General features: G+C 62.0%; 16 protein-coding genes. 13 read left to right on the top strand and 3 right to left on the bottom strand.

The genetic code is table 11. The features are described from left to right. Nucleotides 1-42: 42 nt before the first annotated feature. Complete coding sequence (locus CFB24_RS01605) at nt 43-1,713, top strand: acyl-CoA dehydrogenase family protein (RefSeq protein WP_088518819.1); 1,671 nt, start codon at nt 43-45, stop codon at nt 1,711-1,713. Nucleotides 1,714-1,883: 170 nt separating this feature from the next. Beyond that, complete coding sequence (locus tag CFB24_RS01600; RefSeq protein WP_158255276.1) at nt 1,884-2,603, top strand: outer membrane protein; 720 nt, start codon at nt 1,884-1,886, stop codon at nt 2,601-2,603. Nucleotides 2,604-2,607: 4 nt separating this feature from the next. Here CFB24_RS01600 and CFB24_RS01595 read toward each other — a convergent pair whose 3' ends face one another. The 3 genes from CFB24_RS01595 to CFB24_RS23530 form a co-directional block, all read right to left on the bottom strand. Continuing rightward, the gene (locus CFB24_RS01595; RefSeq protein WP_088518817.1) at nt 2,608-2,823 is read right to left on the bottom strand and encodes a hypothetical protein; all 216 of its coding nucleotides are present in this window, start codon (nt 2,821-2,823) and stop codon (nt 2,608-2,610) included. Between the two features lie 57 nt (nt 2,824-2,880). Further along, nucleotides 2,881-4,731, bottom strand: coding sequence for a methanol/ethanol family PQQ-dependent dehydrogenase (locus CFB24_RS01590; protein WP_275936882.1), 1,851 nt, complete (start codon nt 4,729-4,731; stop codon nt 2,881-2,883). Nucleotides 4,732-4,928: 197 nt separating this feature from the next. Beyond that, a complete protein-coding gene (locus CFB24_RS23530; RefSeq protein WP_244593266.1) occupies nt 4,929-5,786 on the bottom strand; it encodes a GT-D fold domain-containing protein in 858 nt (285 codons plus the stop codon). A gap of 159 nt (nt 5,787-5,945) precedes the next feature. On the opposite strand from CFB24_RS23530, the gene CFB24_RS01585 reads away from it, so the two are divergent. The 11 genes from CFB24_RS01585 (at nt 5,946) to CFB24_RS01535 (ending at nt 19,501) form a co-directional block, all read left to right on the top strand. After that, nucleotides 5,946-9,749 carry a glycosyltransferase gene (locus tag CFB24_RS01585; protein WP_158255275.1) on the top strand — a complete coding sequence of 1,268 codons (3,804 nt, stop codon included), beginning with the start codon at nt 5,946-5,948 and terminating at the stop codon, nt 9,747-9,749. Nucleotides 9,750-9,820: 71 nt separating this feature from the next. Further along, a complete protein-coding gene (locus CFB24_RS01580) occupies nt 9,821-10,402 on the top strand; it encodes a hypothetical protein (RefSeq protein ID WP_088518815.1) in 582 nt (193 codons plus the stop codon). A gap of 144 nt (nt 10,403-10,546) precedes the next feature. Beyond that, nucleotides 10,547-11,101: a dTDP-4-dehydrorhamnose 3,5-epimerase gene (gene rfbC / locus CFB24_RS01575; protein ID WP_088518814.1), complete on the top strand. Its 555-nt coding sequence runs from the start codon at nt 10,547-10,549 to the stop codon at nt 11,099-11,101. Nucleotides 11,102-11,128: 27 nt separating this feature from the next. Then, nucleotides 11,129-12,001 carry a glucose-1-phosphate thymidylyltransferase RfbA gene (gene rfbA / locus CFB24_RS01570; RefSeq protein WP_088518813.1) on the top strand — a complete coding sequence of 291 codons (873 nt, stop codon included), beginning with the start codon at nt 11,129-11,131 and terminating at the stop codon, nt 11,999-12,001. 10 nt (nt 12,002-12,011) lie between these two features. Continuing rightward, entirely contained in the window at nt 12,012-13,076 is a 1,065-nt protein-coding gene (gene rfbB / locus CFB24_RS01565; RefSeq protein ID WP_088519473.1) for a dTDP-glucose 4,6-dehydratase, read from the top strand. A gap of 50 nt (nt 13,077-13,126) precedes the next feature. Then, on the top strand, nt 13,127-14,257 hold the full coding sequence (locus tag CFB24_RS01560) for a glycoside hydrolase 5 family protein (protein WP_088518812.1): 1,131 nt from the start codon (nt 13,127-13,129) through the stop codon (nt 14,255-14,257). After that, a complete protein-coding gene (locus CFB24_RS01555; protein WP_088518811.1) occupies nt 14,254-15,543 on the top strand; it encodes an O-antigen ligase family protein in 1,290 nt (429 codons plus the stop codon). The genes CFB24_RS01560 and CFB24_RS01555 overlap by 4 nt, the downstream gene beginning before the upstream one ends. Nucleotides 15,544-15,668: 125 nt before the next feature. After that, nucleotides 15,669-16,763 (top strand): acyltransferase family protein, encoded by a 1,095-nt coding sequence (locus CFB24_RS01550; RefSeq protein ID WP_088518810.1) that lies wholly within the window; start codon nt 15,669-15,671, stop codon nt 16,761-16,763. A gap of 116 nt (nt 16,764-16,879) precedes the next feature. Further along, complete coding sequence (locus tag CFB24_RS01545; RefSeq protein ID WP_088518809.1) at nt 16,880-18,073, top strand: glycosyltransferase; 1,194 nt, start codon at nt 16,880-16,882, stop codon at nt 18,071-18,073. A 109-nt stretch (nt 18,074-18,182) separates the two neighbouring features. After that, entirely contained in the window at nt 18,183-19,013 is an 831-nt protein-coding gene (locus CFB24_RS01540; protein WP_141098314.1) for a hypothetical protein, read from the top strand. Then, nucleotides 19,010-19,501, top strand: a complete 492-nt coding sequence (locus tag CFB24_RS01535) for a hypothetical protein (RefSeq protein WP_088518807.1) — start codon at nt 19,010-19,012, stop codon at nt 19,499-19,501. Before CFB24_RS01540 ends, CFB24_RS01535 begins: the two co-directional genes overlap by 4 nt. Nucleotides 19,502-19,520 lie beyond the last annotated feature (19 nt).

Here is a 19,520-nt window from a genome sequence, read left to right as displayed (position 1 = left end):
TTATGGCGTTCCAGCGCGTTAAGTGGCCCAGGGAGGGGCGCGATGTCGCAAGCGCCGGACGTTTGGAACTTCGCCACCCATGAGGTGACCAATCAGCCGGCGCCGCTGGCCGACGTCAACCTGTTCTCCGGCGATTCCGCGCTGCGCGAGGGCGTCGCCCGCGAGGGCGCGGCGGCGGGGCTGGCCGAAATGGAGGCGTTCGGCGCCGCCTGCGGAAGCGAGGCGCGCCTCGAACTGGGCCGGCTGGCCAACGCCATCCCGCCGCAGCTCGCCACCCACGACCGCTATGGCCAGCGCATCGACGTCGTCAGCTATCACCCGGCCTATCACGCGCTGATGCGCGGCGCGATCGAAGCCGGCCTGCACGCCGCGCCCTGGCGCGCGCCCGGCCCCGGCGCCCATGTCGCGCGCGCCGCGCGCTTCTACGTGCAGACCCAGGTCGAGGCGGGCCATCTCTGCCCGATCACCATGACGTTCGCCTGCGTGCCGGTGATCGCGCGGGAGCCGGGGCTGGCGGCGCTGTGGCTGCCGAAAATCCTGTCCGACCGCTATGACGCCCGCGACCTGCCGCTGTCGCAAAAGCATGGCGCGACCGTCGGCATGGCGATCACCGAGAAGCAGGGCGGCTCCGACGTCCGCGCCAACGCCACCACGGCCACGCCGACCGGCGACGGCGAGAGCTGGCGGCTGGTCGGGCACAAATACTTCGTCTCCGCGCCGATGAGCGATGCGTTTCTGGTGCTGGCGCAAGCCGAGCCGGCGGGCGGCTCGGCCGGGGGCCTCACCTGTTTCCTGATGCCGCGCTGGCTGGAGGAGACGCGCAATTTTTTCGAAATCGTGCGGCTCAAGCCGAAAATGGGCAATGTGTCCAACGCCACCGCCGAAATCGAGCTGCGCGGCGCGCTGGCGTGGCGCATCGGCGCCGAAGGGCGCGGCCTCGCCGCCATTCTCGGCGCGGTGGCGATGACGCGGTTCGATTGCATGGTCGGCTCCGCCGCGGGCATGCGCGCGGCGCTGGCGCAGGCGCTCGATCATTGCCGCCAGCGCATGGCGTTCGGCCGCGCGCTGGCGGACCAGCCGCTGATGGCCGTCACGCTCGCCGATCTCGCTCTGGAAGCCGAAGCGGCGCTCGCGCTGGTTTTGCGCGTGGCGCGGGCGCTCGACGCCTCCGACAATCCCGCCGAGGCGGCGCTGGCGCGCGCCGCCGTTCCGCTCGGCAAATATTGGCTGTGCAAGCGCGCCCCCGGCCTCGCGTCCGAGGCGATGGAATGTATCGGCGGCTCCGGCTTCATCGAGGACGGCCCGATGCCGCGCCTCTATCGCGAGGCGCCGGTCAATGCGATCTGGGAGGGCAGCGGCAACATCCAGTGCCTCGACCTGCTGCGCGCCTTCTCCCGCCAGCCCGAGACGGCGGAGGCGCTGCTCGGCGAGATCGAACAGGCGCGCGGCGTGGACGGCGGCTTCGACCGCGAGGCGGCGGCGCTGCGGGCGGAGTTCGCCGCCTGGGCCGCTTGCCCCGAAGGCCAGGCCCGCGCCGTGGCCGAGCGACTCGCCTGCGCGTTGCAGGCCAGCCTGATGCTGCGCGGCGCGCCTTCCGCCGTGGCGCAGGCCTTTTGCCGGTCCCGCCTCGGCAACGCCGGCGGCCGGCTTTACGGCGCCCTGGCGGCGGACGCCGATCTCGACGCGATCCTGACGCGGGCGGCGCCGCGCTGAACCATCAAGGCGAAAACCCGGCTAAATTACGTGTAACCTTCTGATAAAAATCCTAAATTTCGCCAAAGCCCCTCTCTATGGCTTGCGATGCGCCCGACGCCGCGCGCGGCGGCTCGATCCCGCTTTCGCGCGGCTCGGGCGTCGCTCAAGCGGTCAAAAGAGAGGACCTCATGCGAAAAATGCTCGTTTCCGCCCTTTGCCTGTTTGGCGTCGGACAGGCCCAGGCGGCCGACCTGCCGTCGAACAAGGCGCCGCCGCCGCCGGCGTTCACCTCCGCGCCCGTGGTCTTCAGCTGGACCGGATTTTACGCCGGCGTCGAGGGCGGCGCCGATTTCATGCGCCGGCAGGGCGTCGTGACCAATCCGGCGCTGGCGACCACCACGCCGTACCGCATGAACGGCGTCGGCGGCGCGCTCGGCGGCATGATCGGCTACAATCAGCAACTCGGCCCGATGGTGGTCGGCGTCGAGGCCAATGGCGACGGCGTGATCGGCGGATCGCGCACGACCAATGTCAGGGACGCGACGGGCGCCGTCTACGGCGTCAACGCGCGGCACAACTATGACGCCGATCTGCGGGGACGGCTCGGCTTCGCCCTCGACCGCGCGCTGATCTTCGCGGCGGGCGGCGTCGCCTTCGGCGACGTCAAGACCACCATGACCGGCGCCGCCCCGACCATGATGAACGCCAACGCCAACCGCGTCGGCTGGACCCTCGGCGGCGGCGTGGAATACGCCTTCACCGACCATGTCATCGGCCGCGCCGAATATCGCTTCACGGATCTGGGAACGGCGACGACCACGAACGCTGCGACCGGCGTGTCCGACAAGGTGCGCTACGATTCCAATTCGGCCATGTTCGGCCTGATGTACAAGTTCGGCGGGCCGTGAAGGTCTAGCGCGCCTCCTTACTGTGCAGGCAGGCCACCTTGGCGTATTCGCGATCCGGCGCCGGCTTGAGCGCGTTGCGCGCCAGCGCCTCCTGCGCCAGCGCGCCGCAATTGTTCGCCGTGCGCGCCTGCCCGCCGTTCACCACCTGAAGGGCGTTGGTTTCCCGGCAATCGGCGGGCGCGGTGGCGATCGAGCAGATCAGGATCACGATGGACAGCATGAGCGCCTCGCGGCGAAGGGAGACGCGCGACCGCCGCGCGTCTCCTTGGGAACGTGGTCATTCCTGCTCGACGGCGAACACGGTGAGGCTGCCGCCGAGCGAGGTGTAGTTGCTCAAGGCCGCGTAGCCGCCGACCGCGCCGAGACCCGCATGGGGATCGGCCAGCCCGGCGGCGAGGCCGATGCCGGCCCAGCCGCCGATTCCCGACAGCACCGCCACATATTGCCGGCCCTTGTGCTGATAGGTCATCACATTGCCGATAATGCCCGACGGGGTCTTGTACTTGTACAGCTCCTTGCCGGTCTTGGCGTCCACCGCCTTCAGATAGCCTTCCAGCGTGCCGTAGAACACCAGATCCCCGGCGGTGGCCAGCGCCCCGGACCAGACCGAGAAGCGTTCGGGATTGGACCAGACGATCTTGCCCTTGGTCGCGTCCCAGGCGATGAAATTGCCCATGTTCGCCTGGCCCTCGGGCGGATACATCGACAGGGTCGCGCCGACATAGGGCTGCCCCGGCGTGTACGCCACCCGGAACGGCTCGTAATCCATGCAGACATGGTTTGTCGGCACGTAGAACAGCTTGGTTTCCGGCGACCACGCCGCCGGCTGCTGGTCCTTGGAGCCGAGCGCCGCCGGGCAGACGCCCTTGGTGTTGGCGTCTTCCCCGTTCGCTTCGGTGGAATATTGCTTCACCCCCTCGGGCCGTCCGTAATTGGGGCTGCTCTTGTCCATCTCGACCTTGGTCGCCCAGTTGACGGAGGGGTCGAATTTTTCCGCCACCAGCAATTCGCCGTTGGTCCGGTCGAGCGTGTAGCCGAAACCGTTGCGGTCGAAATGCACCAGGGTCTTGACGGTCTTTCCGCCCATGTCCTGATCGGCGAGAATGCTCTCGTTGACCGCGTCATAGTCCCATTGGTCGTGCGGGGTGAGCTGATAGACCCATTTGGCCTCGCCGGTGTCGGCGTCGCGCGCGAAGATCGAGGTCGACCATTTGTTGTCGCCGGGCCGCTGCTTCGGGTTCCAGGTCGAGGGATTGCTGGTGCCGTAATAGATCAGGTTGACCTGCGGATCGTAAGAGAACCAGCCCCAGACGGCGCCGCCGCCGATCTTCCACTGGTCGCCTTCCCAGGTCTTCAGGCTGGAATCCTTGCCGATCGGCTTGCCCAGCATGGTGGTCTTTTCGGGATCGACCAGCATGTCCTTGTCCGGGCCGGTCGAATAGGCGCGCCAGATCTGCTTGCCCGAATTGACGTCATAGGCGGTGATCGCGCCGCGCACGCCGAACTCGCCGCCGGAATTGCCGACGAACACCTTGTCCTTGATCACCAGCGGCGCGGCGGTGCCGGTCTCGCCCTTGGCGGGGTCGCCGTTTTTCGCCGACCAGACCTGCTTGCCGGACTTGGCGTCGAGCGCGACCAGCGTGGTGTCGGCCTGATAGAGGAAGATCTTGCCGTCGCTGAAGGCGAGGCCGCGATTGACGGTGTCGCAACACATCACGGGAATGACGTTGGCGTCCTGTTTCGGCTCGTATTTCCACAGGATCTTGCCGTCATTGTTGAGGTCGAGCGCGTAAACGATATTGGGGAAGGGGGTGTGGACATACATCACGTCCCCGATCACCAGCGGCGCGCCCTCATGCCCGCGCAGCACGCCGGTCGAGAAGCTCCACACCGGCGCGAGCCGGTTGGCGTTGCTCGTGTTGATCTGCTTGAGCGTGGAATAGCGCGTATTGGCGTAGTCTTTCGCCGGCATGACCCATTGGCTGGAATCGCGGCTCATCTGTTCTATCGACTGTTTGGAGTCTTGTTTTGTTTCTTGTTTCGTCTCTTGTTTCGTTTCTTGCGCCCATACGCCTTGCGTCGCGCAAAGCGCCAGGATGGAAGTCGAAACGGCCAGCAGCTTAGTCACATGCGCCTCCCCAGGGTTGACGCCGGCGGCGGGCGGGAAAGCAGGTTCAAGCTGCGGCGCCCATATGCGGATGAGAAAGGCCCCGGCGTTCGCGTGGCGGGATCGTCGCGTCGCGTGAGCGCCGTCCCGCCTTCTTTCGCTTGCGTCAATAACGCCGGGGACGCGCTCCGGTTCACCCGAATCCGCCTTAACTCCTTCTAAAGTGTGACGCTTTTCATTTCGGCCAAATAGCTGCGGGTGCGCCGTTCCGCCCAGAGGTCCATGATCGAGCCGATGTCCAGCGCCACGCCTCCGGCGGCGCGGATGGCGTCGCAATAGGCCTTGCCGCACGGGCCGGCGCCCACCAGACTCAGCCCGGCGAAATCGCCCCGGTGGATTTCCTCCAGCACCGCCTCGAACACGTCGGGAAAATGCGGCGGCCGCCGCTCCCAGCCGTCGCGTTCGGCGGCGAACTTGTATTCGGTGGGCACGCGCCGGACCCGCAAAAACTTGTCGGGAAAACGCGCGGCGAACCGCGCCTGAAGATCGTTGCCGCTGATGATGTTGACCTGCGCGGCGCGCGACACGCATTGCTTGAGAACCCCGGCCGTCTCCAGTTCGCCATGCACGGCGGTGGTGGCGAGGATTTGCCCCGGCGCCAGCAGGGGCGCGGCCAGATGGGCGAGCACGCCCCATTCGACCGCGCTGATCGCCTCCTTCTCGGCCTGGGTCAGGCGCCCGCCCTTGGCGCCCAGCCGCGACAGGCGTGCGCGGGCGTCGTCGAGATCGCTCCATTTTCGGGGGGAAAGCCCGACCACGTCGGCGTTGCGGATCGCGTGGACGAGATAGGCCCGCAAAGTGTCGAACCCATGCGTCGGCTTGGCGTGGGGGCCGAAGAAATTGCCCATCCAATGCGCGAAGCGGGTCGGATGAATGAGATCTGGATAACCGAGCAGAACGGCTTCGCCATCGCCCAACCGAATGAGGCTGAACGGTTTTTGGGCGTCAAGCGCGTCGAGAACGCACGCCGAAACGCGCTCGATGCTGGCCATTTCAAATCCGCTGGCGACGAGCATGGCCGGACTTTTTTGGATTTCATTCCGCGCGTCAAGCAGAATGGGAGCTTTGGGCTTGTGCCGCCGCCGCATAATGTGAAACCTTCATCCGGCGCCGCGCAACGTCTCGAAACGGGACGGGGGCGTTGGGTCGGGAGCGCCTCGGAAAGCGTCGCTGGAATGAACGGCAACATCGCGTTGATTGGCTTTGTCGAGACCTGCGCCTCGGGGCCGGGCTATATCGTGGTGTCCGGATGGGCCGCCACCGCCGAAAAAGAGCGGCTGCGGCGCCTGTTGCTGACGATCGAGGGCGTCGGCGAGGCGTCGATCACGCGGTTCCATTTCCGGCCGGATCTGGCGGCGGCGGGCATCGCCGGCGGCTATGCCGGCTTTGAACGTGTGATCCTGACCATGGGGGAGGCCCCGGAGAGGCCGGCGATCCACGCGATCACCCCCGGCGGCGCGGTCCCGCTGGTCGGCGCCGGCACGCGCTTTGTCCCATTCGAGCCGCGCGGCGCGCTCGACCTCGCCGATGAGCAGGACCTGTCCGGCTGGCTGGTCGATCCCGGCCTGGTCGCGGAGGACGCGGGCGCCGCGCGCCTGCGCATCGACGGCCGCCATGAATTGCCGGTGCGCCTGAACCTGCGGCGCGACGATCTCGCCATCGACTTTGGCGGCGACGACCCCCTGTTCGGCTTCCATGTCGCGACCGCCGCGCTGCGCGACTGGCGGCTGGCGCATCCGGCCGACCCCACCGAAATCGAGCTGATGGCGGGCGAGCGCGTCGTCGCGCGCGCGCGCCTGCCGGCCCTGGACGGCGGCGCGGCGCCGCCCGCCGCGATTCAGCCGAAAACCGCCGCCGTCGGCGAATTGACGGTGGTGATGGAGGAACGGGTCCAATCCGGCGCGCATCTGTTCGTGTCGGGCTGGGTCGCCGGCGCCGACGCCAGCGCCGCGGCGCCGCCGCTGACATTTTCCGTCGAGGGCGCCGCCCCGGTCGCTGTGCTGTCGCTGGACGACCGGCCCGATCTGGCGCAGGCGGGGATCGCGGGCGGGCAGGGCGGTTTTCGGGCGCTGTTCCATTGCGAACCCGGCGCCGGGACGCCGCAAACGCTGCGCGTCGCCGGCGACGGCTGCGTGGGGATGGCCGCGCTCGACAGCGCGCAGCGATCGCCCGGCTTTCCCAAGGCGACCCTGACCGTGCAAGCGGGCGTCGGCGTGTTCGGCGAAGTCGTGGGTTTCCCGGATGAGGGACCCGGCGCCGGCTTTGAGCTGCGCATCGGCGACGTCTGCTTTCCCGTCGAGCTGAAAGGCGCGAAGGACGCCAACCGGGTTTGGAGCGCGGCGGGCGTGGCGCCGACCGAATATTGCGTTGGCGCGGCGTCGATCCTGAACGCGTTGCGGGCGGCGGGCGCCGCCGCCTTCCCGCCCGAACACATTTTCACCGCGACCCTGCATCGGCGCGGCGCGGCGGTGGTCTCCGGCGCCGGCGCCTTGTTGTCGCCGCACCAGGGCCGGCTGGAGCGCGTGTCCAACCGCAGCATTTCCGGCTGGCTGGCCGGTCATCCCGAAATTCCGGCGGAAGCCGACGTCTATCTCAACGGAATCCGCTATGCGACCGTTTGCGCCGACCGTCCGCGCGCCGATCTGATCGAGAAGAACATCGTCACGCGGGGCGGAGGCTTTCAGCTCGACATCGCCAACCCCAGCCCCTGCGACGAGCATCTGGTCGTCTCGGTCCATCCGGCGTTCCAGACCGGCGGCGTGCTCGGCTCCGACCAGGCGACGTCGCCGCCGCCGGCGGGGCCTTATGTCCACAGCGCCTATGCAGTGTCGCTGGCGGAGAAATCGCGCGGCGTCTCCATCGTCATACCCATTCACAACGCCGCCGACGATCTGGAGATCTGCCTGAAGTCGCTGTGCGACTGGACCACCTTTCCCTGTCGCGCGATCCTGATCGACGACGCCAGCACCGACCCGCGCATCGGCGAAATCCTGCGCCGGCATGAGGGGATCGCGGGAATCGAAATCCATCGCAACGCGGTCAATCTCGGCTTTACCCGAACCGTGAATCGCGGCGTCGCGCTGGCGGGCGAGGACGACGTGGTGCTGCTGAATTCCGACACGGCGCTGACGCCGCTGTGGCTGCAGGGCTTGCGCGCCGCCGCCTATAGTTCGCCGCGCGTGGCCACGGCGACGCCTTTGTCCAACAACGCCGGGGTTTTCTCCGCGCCGGAAATGAACGGCGCCAACCATATCCCCGCCGAACTTGGCGTCGAGGGCATGGCGCGGCTGGTTCAGCACTGCGCGCTGAGCGCCTATCCGCGCGTGCCGACCGGCAACGGCTATTGCCTGTACATCCGCCGCGCGTGCCTCGACGAAATCGGCGCGCTCGACGAACAGGCGTTTCCGGTCGGCTATGGCGAGGAAAACGATTTTTGCATGCGCGCCCTGCATGCCGGCTTCGAGCATGTGATGGACGACCGCACCTATGTCTATCACCGGCGCTCCGCCAGTTTCGGCGCGTCCCGCCTCGCGCATTACGAGGCGGGCATGGCGGCGCTGAAGGCGCGCTATCCCGAATATTCCCGGCTGACGGCGGTGTTCGCCGAGTCGGCGGAAATTCTCGGCGTGCGCTGGCGGCTGCGGCGCGCGCTGCAGGCGGCGGAGCGGCCGCGCCCGCGCGCCCTGTTCGTCATCTCCACAGAAACCGGCGGCACGCCGCAGACCAACCGCGACCTGATGCGCGCCCTGCGCGATCATTTCGAGCCGTGGCTGCTGCGCTGCGACGGGCGCGAGATCAAGCTGTGGCGGGTAGAGGCGGACGGAGACGTCGAAATCGAGGCCATCAGGCTGAAGGTTCCGTTGGAGCCGCTGATCCATCGCTCGGAAGAATACGATATCGCGCTGTTCGACATCCTCACCCGGCATGCCTTCGAACTCGTCCACATCCGGCATCTCGGCTGGCACGGGTTGGGGATTCAGGCGGTGTGCGAGCGGATCGGCATCCCCTGGATCTTGTCGCTGCACGATTTCTACACAATATGTCCCTCAGTGAAATTGCTCGACGAAAACAACACGCATTGCGGCGGCGCCTGCACGCCCACGCCGGGCGAATGCGCCGTGGAACTGTGGGACCGCGTCAGCTTCCCGCCGCTCAAGAACCAGTTCGTCGCCAAATGGCAGGCGACTTTCGGGCGCCTGCTCGGCCGCGCCGACGCGCTGGTGACCACCTCGCCCCAGGCGCGCGAGATTTTCCTGCGGCGCTATCCCGCGCTGGCGGACCGCGACTTCCGGGTGATTCCCCACGGCCGCGATTTTTCGGACATGGGCCTCTACGCCGCGCCGGTCCAAGCGGCGGGACCGCTGCGAATCCTGGTTCCCGGCAATATTTCCACCGCCAAGGGCGCGGGCCTGATCGCCGCCATCGTGGCGCAGGATCAGGGCCGCACCGTCGAATTTCATGTGCTGGGGGATTTCGGACGCCTGAAGGCGCAGCCCGGCCTCGCGCTGCACGGGCGCTACGACCGCGAGGAATTTTCGCACAAGGCGCGCGCCATCCAGGCGCATGTCGGGGCGGTGTTTTCGATCTGGCCGGAAACCTATTGCCACACGCTCACCGAAATGTGGGCGTTCGGCCTGCCGGCGATCGGCGTCGACATCGGCGCGGTCGGCGAGCGGATCGCGGCGCATGGCGGCGGCTGGCTGATCGCGCCGGAGGCCGCGGCCTCGGCCGACGCCGTGCTGGCGCTGGCGCGCGGCATTCTCGCCGATCCCGGCGCATTGGCCGGCAAAATCGCCGAAGTCGCGCGTTGGCAGCAGGGGCCGGGACGGCAATATTCCACCCACGCCATGGCGTCGCGCTATCGTCAGCTTTACGCCGACGTGTTCGACCGCGCGCGCCGGCTGCGGCCCGGGGAGAACGTGCGGGGGCGCGCGAAAAAGATCGTGGAGGCGCGCCAGGCGAGCCTCGTCGAAGGTTGAAGCTTTCCGGCGCCGGTCTTGCTCGTTTGGGCGCAAGACCGACAATCCGGCCAGAACAGGAAAGGCCCGTCATGGAGACGACCACGCTCGCCAGTTTCAGGTTTCCCCGTCGCCTGACCGAGACGGCGAAGCCAGATTTCGCGCCGCAGGAGCTCGTCGATCATCTCAAGATCGACCCGTCCTATTTCCACCAGTCGTTCCGGCGCAAGTTCAAGCCCAAGCCGGCGGAAGCCGAGCCGGGCGACATCGTCAACGGCGCTCCGGCGCGCGCCCGCGCGCTCGACGTGGCCTCCGCCAGCCGCAGCGGGCCGGACCTGTTGGAGACGATGGCCGCGCTGGCCGATTTCCACAAGCTCGTCGTGCGCGAGGACGTCGAAAGCTTCGCCGCCATCGAGCCGGATTTCACGCGCTGGCGCGAGTTCCCCGGCGCCTATGTGCTGTGGACGGCGCGAATCGTCGCCGCCGCGCCGACGGGCGAAGGCGAGGCCGCGCGCCTGCGCGTCGTCCGCCAGATGGTCAGCGACGAGCGCGCCGCCGCCGCCGTGGCGGAATCGCTGGCCCTGTTCCCGCAGGTCGCCGTGGAAGGCGACGACATGATCGTCGCCTATCTCGGGGCGAGAACGCGGCGTCCCGCGCATGCGGACGGCCGATGACGTAACGGCAGGCCCAAAACGGCGTATTTTCAGCGAATTCGCGGGCGAGGACTGCAATTGACTCGCTCAAGCCGCGCCTCTACTAAATTAGGCATTGACCCGCGTAAATTTGCGCGACGACCCGGTGAAGCGGTGGAGCCTGCGATGGAACACCAGACCTTTGAGATTGCCGGCCCTGTTTTGCTGACCCCGAAAAAATTCGGCGACGCGCGCGGCTTTTTTTCTGAAACCTATAACGAGCGCGCGTTCGCGCCGCTGATCGGGGCGCAGCGCTTCGTTCAGGACAATCAATCGCTGTCCGGGCCTGTCGGCACTTTGCGCGGCCTGCATTTCCAGATCGACCCGATGGCGCAGGGCAAGCTGGTGCGGGTGGTGCGCGGCGCGATCTTCGACGTCGCGGTCGATTTGCGCCGCTCCTCGCCCACATTCGGCCAACATGTCTCGGTGATGTTGAGCGCGCAGAACTGGAGCCAGTTCTGGATTCCCGTGGGCTTCGCCCATGGCTTCTGCACGCTCGAACCAGACACCGAAGTGGTTTACAAGGTCACTGAATATTATGCGCCGGACTGCGACCGCGGCCTCGCCTTCGACGATCCCGCCCTCGGCATCGTCTGGCCCAAGCCGGCTGGCGAGTACCTGCTATCGCCCAAGGACAGAAACCATCCATCCTTGCGCGACCTGCCGGCCTGTTTCGCCTGAATCCAGTCTGTTGCGGGGAGGCATCGAATGAAAGGCATTGTCCTGGCGGGCGGCTCGGGCACGCGCCTGCACCCGGCGACTCTGGCGATCAACAAGCAATTGCTGCCGATTTACGACAAGCCGATGATCTATTATCCGATCTCGGTGCTGATGCTGGCGGGCATACGCGAGATTCTGATCATCTCGTCGCCGGAATATATCGAAAATTACCAGCGGCTGTTCGGCACGGGCGAACAGTTCGGCCTGCAGATTTCCTACAAGGTGCAGCCCCGGCCCGAGGGGCTGGCGCAGGCCTTCGTCATCGGCGCCGATTTCGTCGGGACCGATCCGGTCTGTCTGGTGCTCGGCGATAACATTTTCTTCGGCGCCGGCCTGCGCGCGGCGCTGCAGCGCGCCCGCGAACGCGGCGCCGGCGCCACCGTGTTCGGCTATCATGTCGAGGACCCCGAGCGTTACGGCGTGGTGACGCTCGACGCCGAGGGACGTCCGGTCGCCATCGTGGAAAAGCCGCAGCAGCCGGACTCGCCCTGGGCGGTCACCGGCCTGTATTTCTACGACAATTCCGTGATCGACATCGCGGCGAACCTCAAACCCTCGCCGCGCGGCGAGCTTGAGATCACCGACATCAACCGCATCTATCTCGAACGTGGCGCGCTGCAGGTCGAGCGCCTGTCCCGCGGCTACGCCTGGTTCGACACCGGGACGCACGACAGCCTGCTGGAGGCCGCCGAATTCGTCCAGGTCATCCAGAAGCGCCAGGGCATCCAGGTCGCCTGCCTGGAGGAGATCGCCTATCTCAACGGCTTCATCGACCGCGACCAATTGATCGCGCGTGGAAATCTGTTCGCCAAGACCGCCTATGGCCGCTTCCTGCTGCGCATCGCCGACGGCCGGATCTGAGGAGGAAACCATGCGGATTCTGGTGACGGGCGGCGCGGGGTTCATCGGTTCGGCGGTCTGCCGCTATCTGGTCGGCGAACGCGTCTCGGTGCTCAACGTCGACAAGCTGACCTATGCCGGCAACCAAGACTCGCTGCGCGAGATCGAGAAAAACGCGCATTACGATTTCCTGAAAGCCGACATTTGCGACCGCGCCGCGATGGACGCCGCCTTCGCCAATTTCCAGCCCGACGGCGTGATGCACCTCGCCGCCGAAAGCCATGTCGACCGCTCGATCACCGGCGCCGGCGATTTCATCGCCACCAATGTCGTCGGCAGTTTTACGCTGCTCGAAGCCGCGCGCGCCTACTGGTCCGCGCTGCCGCCCGGCAAGCGCGAAAACTTCCGCTATCTCCACGTCTCGACCGATGAAGTCTATGGCTCGCTCGGAGCCGACGGCCTGTTCCAGGAGACCACGCCCTACGACCCGTCCTCGCCCTATTCGGCGTCGAAAGCGGCGTCCGATCATCTGGCGACCGCGTGGGGCCGCACCTATGGCCTGCCGGTGGTGATCTCCAACTGCTCCAACAATTACGGGCCGTACCATTTCCCGGAAAAACTGATCCCGCTGATCATCCTCAACGCGCTGCACGGCAAGCCGCTGCCGGTTTACGGCGACGGCTGCAATATCCGCGATTGGCTCTATGTCGAGGACCACGCCCGCGCGCTGCTGACGATTCTCACGCGGGGCAGGGTAGGGGAGAAATACAATGTCGGCGGCCGCAACGAGCGCCGCAACATCGACATCGTCCGCCGCATCTGCGCGATTCTCGACCGCGAGGCCCCCACGGCGAACAAGCGCGAAAAGCTCATCACTTTCGTCGCCGACCGCCCCGGCCACGACGCCCGCTACGCTATCGACGCCACCAAGCTCGAAACCGAACTGGGCTGGCGCGCGCAGGAAAATTTCGACACCGGCATCGAGAAGACGGTGGCGTGGTATCTCGATAACGAATGGTGGTGGCGCCCGTTGCGCGAAAAGGTCTACGCCGGCAAGCGGCTCGGTCTGATCGCCGAGAGGGAGACCGCGCTGTGACTCCAGTTTGTAGGGCGCCATTTGCTCTCCAAAGGGAGTTCGTAGCCTAAATGCCCGTCGCCTACGTTGAAGACGGCCTGCTCAAGGTGGGCGGTCAAGCGATCCGTGAATTTGGCGTAAACACGCCCGAGTTGCTGATCCGTTGGCTTAATGGCCCCGGCTCGGTTTCGCCGCGTGCGCCGTTGGTTCTGACGCCAACGCTGCAACGCGATCACCTACTACGAGTTCTGGCTGACAACGGCATTCGGTTCGTGCGCTTCGCACCGTTCGGGAATCGTCCGCTGACGCTGCGAACCGCTTACCTGGAAAATCGCGAGAGCTTTCTTGGAGCTTTTGACTCCCTTGTTCGTAGCGCCGAATCCCTCAAAATGGCGCTCATTCCGTCTCTCTTCTTTTCAGCGACTCAGATCCCGCCTCTTTTTGGGGAGAATCTGCCGGCGCTGGCGGACCCGCAGAGCCGGTCTTACGAACTCGTGGCCGACATCACCACGACCATCGTGTCGCGTTACAAGGGGAGCAGCGCCATCGGTTATTGGGAGTACGGGAATGAAATGGACGGCTTTCTCGGCATTCCCAGTCCAAAGTTTTCCACAGCGCCGGATATGGGCACGCCGGCAGCTTGGACGGACGACGATAGCCTTCCTCTGGAAATCTGCCACAAGCTCACAAAGACTTTTTTAGAAAACGTCCGCGTCATCGACTCGGAACCCGCCTATCGGAACTCACCTCCACGCGCCACGGCATCCGGTTGGGTTGGATGGCGCTTCAAGCTTTCAGACCGACGCGATTGGAATTCTTCGGTAGAGGAGAGGTTTTACGACGACGCGACCGATACGCTCACGATCCATCCTTATGAAGGGCTCGGGTGGCACAACCGAAATTATACCGGGCTCATGATCTATCTGAGTATGTTGCGGTCGAAAGCTAAACTGAGACGCAAACCCGTAATTGTCGGCGAGTTCGGCGTGAGCACCAAGTATCAAGTTCCCCAGTCTAACTCGGACGAACTTTTCCTGAGTGTGTTGCAGCAGGTCGCTAGATCCCACGTGCAACTGGCCCTTCTATGGGCGGTTCACGTCGCCAACAGCACCGATCCGGATTGGAATTTCGGCCCGCATTCACGCAATCAAGCCCGCTGGCATATGTTTCTCAACGCAGTCAGGAACATTGACGCTCTATGAAAATTTATACAAACGCAAATTGCAAAAATGAGGTCAGTCGCGTCAAGATGTTGTATATTTACGCTCTTGCCGCGGCAAACATTGGGGCTGCGGCGCGCATTTTTGACATTATTTTCAGCGAAACAACCTATATTTGCATGGCGTTAATTATATTATCGATAATAATATCGGCTATTATTTTGGCGCGCAGAAGCGAATATCGGCCACTTTTTGTATTCTCCATATTCGCAATAACAATAATTGCACAAAAAATCGCCTATTCAGCGCAAGCGGATGTTGGTTTTAATATAATAGGTGGTTTAGACATCGCTCTATGCCTTCAGTTCATCGTTTTTTGTGCCTTAAGGGTTTATCCCCAAATCATTTTAAAATCAATATACATCGCTTCTGCTTCGTATGTTATAATATATATATTTTCGACTTTTGCTATCACCGCTATTCCGACAAAAGAATTGGCAGATGTGTCCGGGGTCATGGGGGCAGACTCAGCCAGAGAAACGCGAGTTGTTTTGGCAACATCATTCGCGGTATTTGTAGTATATTATGCGATTAGTCAGTTACGACAAAAAGTCTCATTATTCCACATAATTTCCGCAACTTTAGGAATTGCCGCACTCGCTCTTTCCCATTCACGGGTTGCACAGGGGCTTTTCGTCGCCACTTTGATATTGTTTATCCCGAGTAGCTTTATTCGAAAGACAGCTTCAGTTGCATCGGCTCTCGTCTTCATCGCCGTTTTTTTGGTAGCCTGCATAGGTATTATAGACTACCGATTCAATCCATTTATTGAATTGTCTCATGATGATAGTGCGTGGGCTAGAGCCAATGAGTACACTGCGGCCATTCGCATATTGGGCGAACATCCGCTCACCGGCGCGGGTCTTGGATCTAGCACGACGTTAGAGTATCAGATGTATATAAACAGCGGAGCACTATTTTTTCCAAATGATTTAGGCGCGTTAGGTATATGGATTGCATTAGGACTTCCTGGTCTCGTTATTTTTTTCGCATGCACATATTTGTGCTTCTTTTGGTGGCACCATTTCAATGTAAGCGAACCGCTGAAAAGCGTACTGTTTTCGGTCGGAATCATGAATGGGTTATATGGCATCATCGCGCCAACTATCTTCATGGCATCAGGTCGCGTATTTTTAGCTTTTTTCATTTTTCTATATTTAGAACATTTGAGCAGAAGAAGAGCGGCCCGTCATTCCGCAGTTCCGGTCAACGTCGGGTCGAGCCTCAATTCTAGGGTCAACAAAAAGCCATTTGTCTCTGCATCTTAAGGTCGTTCCATTCTGATGGAGGGCGACGTGTTTCGGAAGTCAGATTATTTCAGGTCAACACATATGCAAAGCTTATTTCGGTCGAGTTGGGTGTTTGCACTGTCCCACTTTATAGGTCTGCCCACATGAGCAACCCAGTTAAAGAGGTCACTCGCTTCGAAAATCATAACAACGCGTTCGGCTTTATAAGACTCGTTCTTGCATCTCTTGTAATTGTAGCCCATACACCGGAATTAATAGACGGGGATCGAAGCCGAGAGTTACTCACACGTATTTTCGGCACACTCTCGTTCGGAACGGTGGCAGTCGATGGGTTTTTTGTCGTGAGCGGCTACCTAATAGCTGGAAGTTACATCAGCAATAATGGAATAATTAATTATCTTGTAAGAAGAATAGCAAGAATATATCCGGCGTTTTTGATGTGTTGTGTTTTTTGTCTAGCAATTATCGCCCCATTGGGCGGGGCATCTATTGCGGATATCTTCTCGTCATTAATCATCAACGTAAAAGAAGCGATGATGCTTCGCCCGCCGTCGGTACCTAATGTTTTTGTAGGCACGGCGCATCCCGTTTTGAATGGCGCAATGTGGACTATCAGTTATGAATTCAGATGTTATATATTGGTAATTATTCTAGGAATAACAAAAATAATCAATCGTCCAATATTTATCTTAATAAGTGCGATATTGTGCATGATCGCATATAAAAACCAATATATGAATGAACACGCACTAAACTTTCGATTTGCTGGCATATTCTTGATTGGTGTTCTATTTTATACAAAGCGTGACATAATAGTTTTTAAAAAATCATATTTGATTATATCTGGATTTGGATTAACATTATTTATGTTCAGCCAATATATGGCGGAGCCTGCGTTTGCGATATTTGGGTCATACATTATATTTTCGATAGCGTCGTTCGGTGGTTCGCGGGCGATATCTCAGATCAATAATCGTGATGACATATCGTATGGATTGTATCTGTATGCGTGGCCTGTGGAAAAGACGATATTATGGTATTATCCGTTGATAAATCCATTAATTGCAGGAACAGCAACTTTTATTGTTGCCTGCGCCTTCGGCTGGATAAGCTGGCACGCCCTTGAGAAGCGAGTTATGCGTCTAAGCATGAAATGGGATGCGCCAAAGAAGTTGGAGCGAAAGGTATCCGAAGTCATCCGCGCGGTCAGCATTAGAGTCGACCCGACGAGGGGCTGAACTCCGCGCCATCATCAGACAACTTTTCGGCGACTATCGACCTGCCCTCCAATGGGCGATTGCCGGGCAGCAACGAACCAGTCTAGCGCAGTTTGAATTATGACAGAGCCGTTCAAATGAAAATCCTCTTCGTGACCATGTCCTTTCCTGAAAAACGCGCGAACGGCGCCGATACCGCCACCGACAATTACGTTTCGGCAATGCGGAAGGCGGGTTCGGACGTGGACGTGGTCGCCTATTCGCGCGATGGCGCTAGTCCCAATAATCCCCATTCGATATCGGCGGGGCATTGGAATATCGAGATAGAGACGGCCGGCAAAACCGAGATTGGCGGTTGGCTCCTGCGCTCCTTCGTCTCCGGGCGCCCTTTCATCAACAGCAAGTTCGTGTCCCGTCAGATGATCGAGACGCTGCGTCGATGCGTGGCGCGCAAGGCCTATGACCTCTTGGCGATCAACCAGACGCACATGGCCTGGGTGGCCGATCTCGATTTCCTGCCCAAGAAAACACTGTTCATACCGCACAATCTCGAGTCGAAGCTCTATGGCGACATGGCCGGCTTCACCGGCGCCGGCAACTTGGTGAAGCGCAGTCTCTACGCCCGCGATTCACGTCTGTTGACGGGGGTGGAAGGGAGATTGGCCCGGGGAGCCGCGCAAGTGTGGACGCTCAGCGAGAGCGATCAGGCAGGCTTCGCACGGCTGGCCCCCGAAGCAGATATCCGCAACTTTGATCTGCCAGGTCGAGCGCTTCCTCCGGTATTCGGCGCGCCAGTGAAGAGCCGCGACGTGGGCATTCTCGGAGCGTGGCTCTGGGAGGTCAACCGCAACGGATTGCGCTGGCTGGTAGATGCTGTGATGCCGGACATCCCCGCCGACATTACGGTCCACGTCGCCGGCAAGGGGGCCGAAACCGTGCCACATGCTTTCGGGAACCTGCGTTACGAAGGTTTTGTGGAAGATGCGGCGTCATTTTTGCGCAGCTGCCGCGTTCTGCTGATACCGACCGTTTCCGGCGGCGGCGTGCAACTGAAGACCATCGAGGGGATCTCCTCAGGCGTGCCAATCGTCGCGACCCACCTTGGCCTTCGAGGCATGACGAACATTCCGGATCATGTCGTCGCGGCGGATGATCCTCAAGGCTTCGCAGCGGCGATTGTCCATCTGGTCCGGGCCGACGCCCCCTCGAGATACGAGGTCGGCCAGAAATGGGCGAACGATCGGCGCGCGACGTTCGAACAACGCGTCGCCGATGCGATCGACGCCTTAGGCTCTGGTTTGCCGCGCACTGTCAGCACCGACGCAGCCTAGGCGCGCATCCGTCGATCAATCTCGAGGGCTCGACTGGCGGTTCTCGCGGTTGGGACGGTGGGACTTTGGACCAAAGGACTGAAATGACCAACGTCAGGGCAGGCTCACCATGACTGTTGCAGCGACGAATCAACCGATGGCCCAGGTCGGAGGCGGCTTCGAATTGCGACATCTCGTCTTCGGAGTGTTGGCGCTGGCCTTTGTGAATGGCCTGTTTCTCCGTGTTTCCGAATACGTCAATGAGAATGGACTCGGGGAGGGCTTGCTGGCGACTTTCAACATCTCCATCGTGATTTGGGTGGCGATGTGGCTCGCGCTTGATCTGGTCCGAAAGGCCGATTTTGGCCCAACCCGCCGGCTGGACTACGTGGCCATCGGTGTGATGCTGGGCTTCATCGGACTTCCGGTCTCAGCCCTGAGTTGGGTCGGTCTCACCGGTTTCAGTCTTTATTTTCTCGTGACCCGCCCCGGCAATCCATCCATTCGCGCCACGTTCTCGGTCGTGCTGGCGTTATGTTTCTCGTCGGTGTGGTCGCGGCTGATCTTTCGCTTCTTTATGGAAACGATCTTGCGGATCGACACCTTGTTGGTGGCGACCGTGACCGGCCGGCCGTTCACGGGAAACTTGATAAACGCGGCGGACGGATCGACCACGCTTCAGGTGCTTGAGGCCTGCTCGTCGTTCAGCAACATGTCGCTGGCGTTCGTTGGCTGGATTGTCGCGCGCAGCTACTACGGCGCCCGGGGTGTTGTTCGCTCGATATTTTTTGTTGCGCTTTCCTGCCTTGCGGTCGTGACGGTCAACACGGTCCGCATCGGCGTAATCGCGTTGAGGCCGGATCTCTACGACATCGCTCACGGAACAATCGGCGCCAACATCGCCAGCCTGATCATGACGGCTGCGATCGCAACGATCTCGTTGAAGGGAGCGCGTCGGTGAAGGTCGCAACAAAGGGACTGCTGATCGTCTTCACGCTCGCGGTCGCGTCGTTGGGGTTAAAGGGAAAAGTCGAGAAACCGATGAGTCAATCGAAATATAATCATCGGATTATCCAGGGGATACGCGGTGCGTTGACGGACCAGAACTTCGTCATTCTCGCCCAGACCGACCCTCTAACGGTGACGGCCTATAAGGATGGCTGCATGCTGTCGATTGGGCCGTCTCAAACTGAAGGCGGCGGCGATTCGGCGTTCAGGGCGACCTACGGGCAACTTGGGGTGATTTCATTTTGGTATCTTGGTAAACTGTACGGGAGTCTTCCCAGCGCCGAAGGATTGGTCAATCGCTATCTGGAACGGCTGAAATTCGCATTTGGCGGCAGCCCGCAGCTTCACCCGATCTATCACGTCATCCGGTCGCCATATTGCGATCCGAGCCAGGTGGAGTCGCTGGAGTTAGACTCCAATTTGCGGCTCGACAGGCTGTAATAGAAAATGCGTTCCGACA

It is taken from the genome of Rhodoblastus acidophilus (assembly GCF_900187365.1).
Taxonomy (GTDB): domain Bacteria; phylum Pseudomonadota; class Alphaproteobacteria; order Rhizobiales; family Beijerinckiaceae; genus Rhodoblastus; species Rhodoblastus acidophilus.
Note: the sequence above shows the minus strand (reverse complement) of the source record. Positions and strands in the feature narration are given on the sequence as shown.

Bases quoted from the DNA above. Each gene is read 5' to 3' on its own strand.
- CFB24_RS23530 (WP_244593266.1), bottom strand. From the start codon at position 5,786: ATGCTCGTCGCCAGCGGATTTGAAATGGCCAGCATCGAGCGCGTTTCG.
- CFB24_RS01545 (WP_088518809.1), top strand. From the start codon at position 16,880: ATGAAAATCCTCTTCGTGACCATGTCCTTTCCTGAAAAACGCGCGAAC.
- rfbC (WP_088518814.1), top strand. From the start codon at position 10,547: ATGGAACACCAGACCTTTGAGATTGCCGGCCCTGTTTTGCTGACCCCG.
- rfbB (WP_088519473.1), top strand. From the start codon at position 12,012: ATGCGGATTCTGGTGACGGGCGGCGCGGGGTTCATCGGTTCGGCGGTC.
- CFB24_RS01600 (WP_158255276.1), top strand. From the start codon at position 1,884: ATGCGAAAAATGCTCGTTTCCGCCCTTTGCCTGTTTGGCGTCGGACAG.
- CFB24_RS01555 (WP_088518811.1), top strand. From the start codon at position 14,254: ATGAAAATTTATACAAACGCAAATTGCAAAAATGAGGTCAGTCGCGTC.
- CFB24_RS01585 (WP_158255275.1), top strand. From the start codon at position 5,946: ATGAACGGCAACATCGCGTTGATTGGCTTTGTCGAGACCTGCGCCTCG.
- CFB24_RS01550 (WP_088518810.1), top strand. From the start codon at position 15,669: ATGAGCAACCCAGTTAAAGAGGTCACTCGCTTCGAAAATCATAACAAC.
- rfbA (WP_088518813.1), top strand. From the start codon at position 11,129: ATGAAAGGCATTGTCCTGGCGGGCGGCTCGGGCACGCGCCTGCACCCG.
- CFB24_RS01560 (WP_088518812.1), top strand. From the start codon at position 13,127: ATGCCCGTCGCCTACGTTGAAGACGGCCTGCTCAAGGTGGGCGGTCAA.
- CFB24_RS01540 (WP_141098314.1), top strand. From the start codon at position 18,183: ATGACTGTTGCAGCGACGAATCAACCGATGGCCCAGGTCGGAGGCGGC.
- CFB24_RS01580 (WP_088518815.1), top strand. From the start codon at position 9,821: ATGGAGACGACCACGCTCGCCAGTTTCAGGTTTCCCCGTCGCCTGACC.
- CFB24_RS01595 (WP_088518817.1), bottom strand. From the start codon at position 2,823: ATGCTGTCCATCGTGATCCTGATCTGCTCGATCGCCACCGCGCCCGCC.
- CFB24_RS01605 (WP_088518819.1), top strand. From the start codon at position 43: ATGTCGCAAGCGCCGGACGTTTGGAACTTCGCCACCCATGAGGTGACC.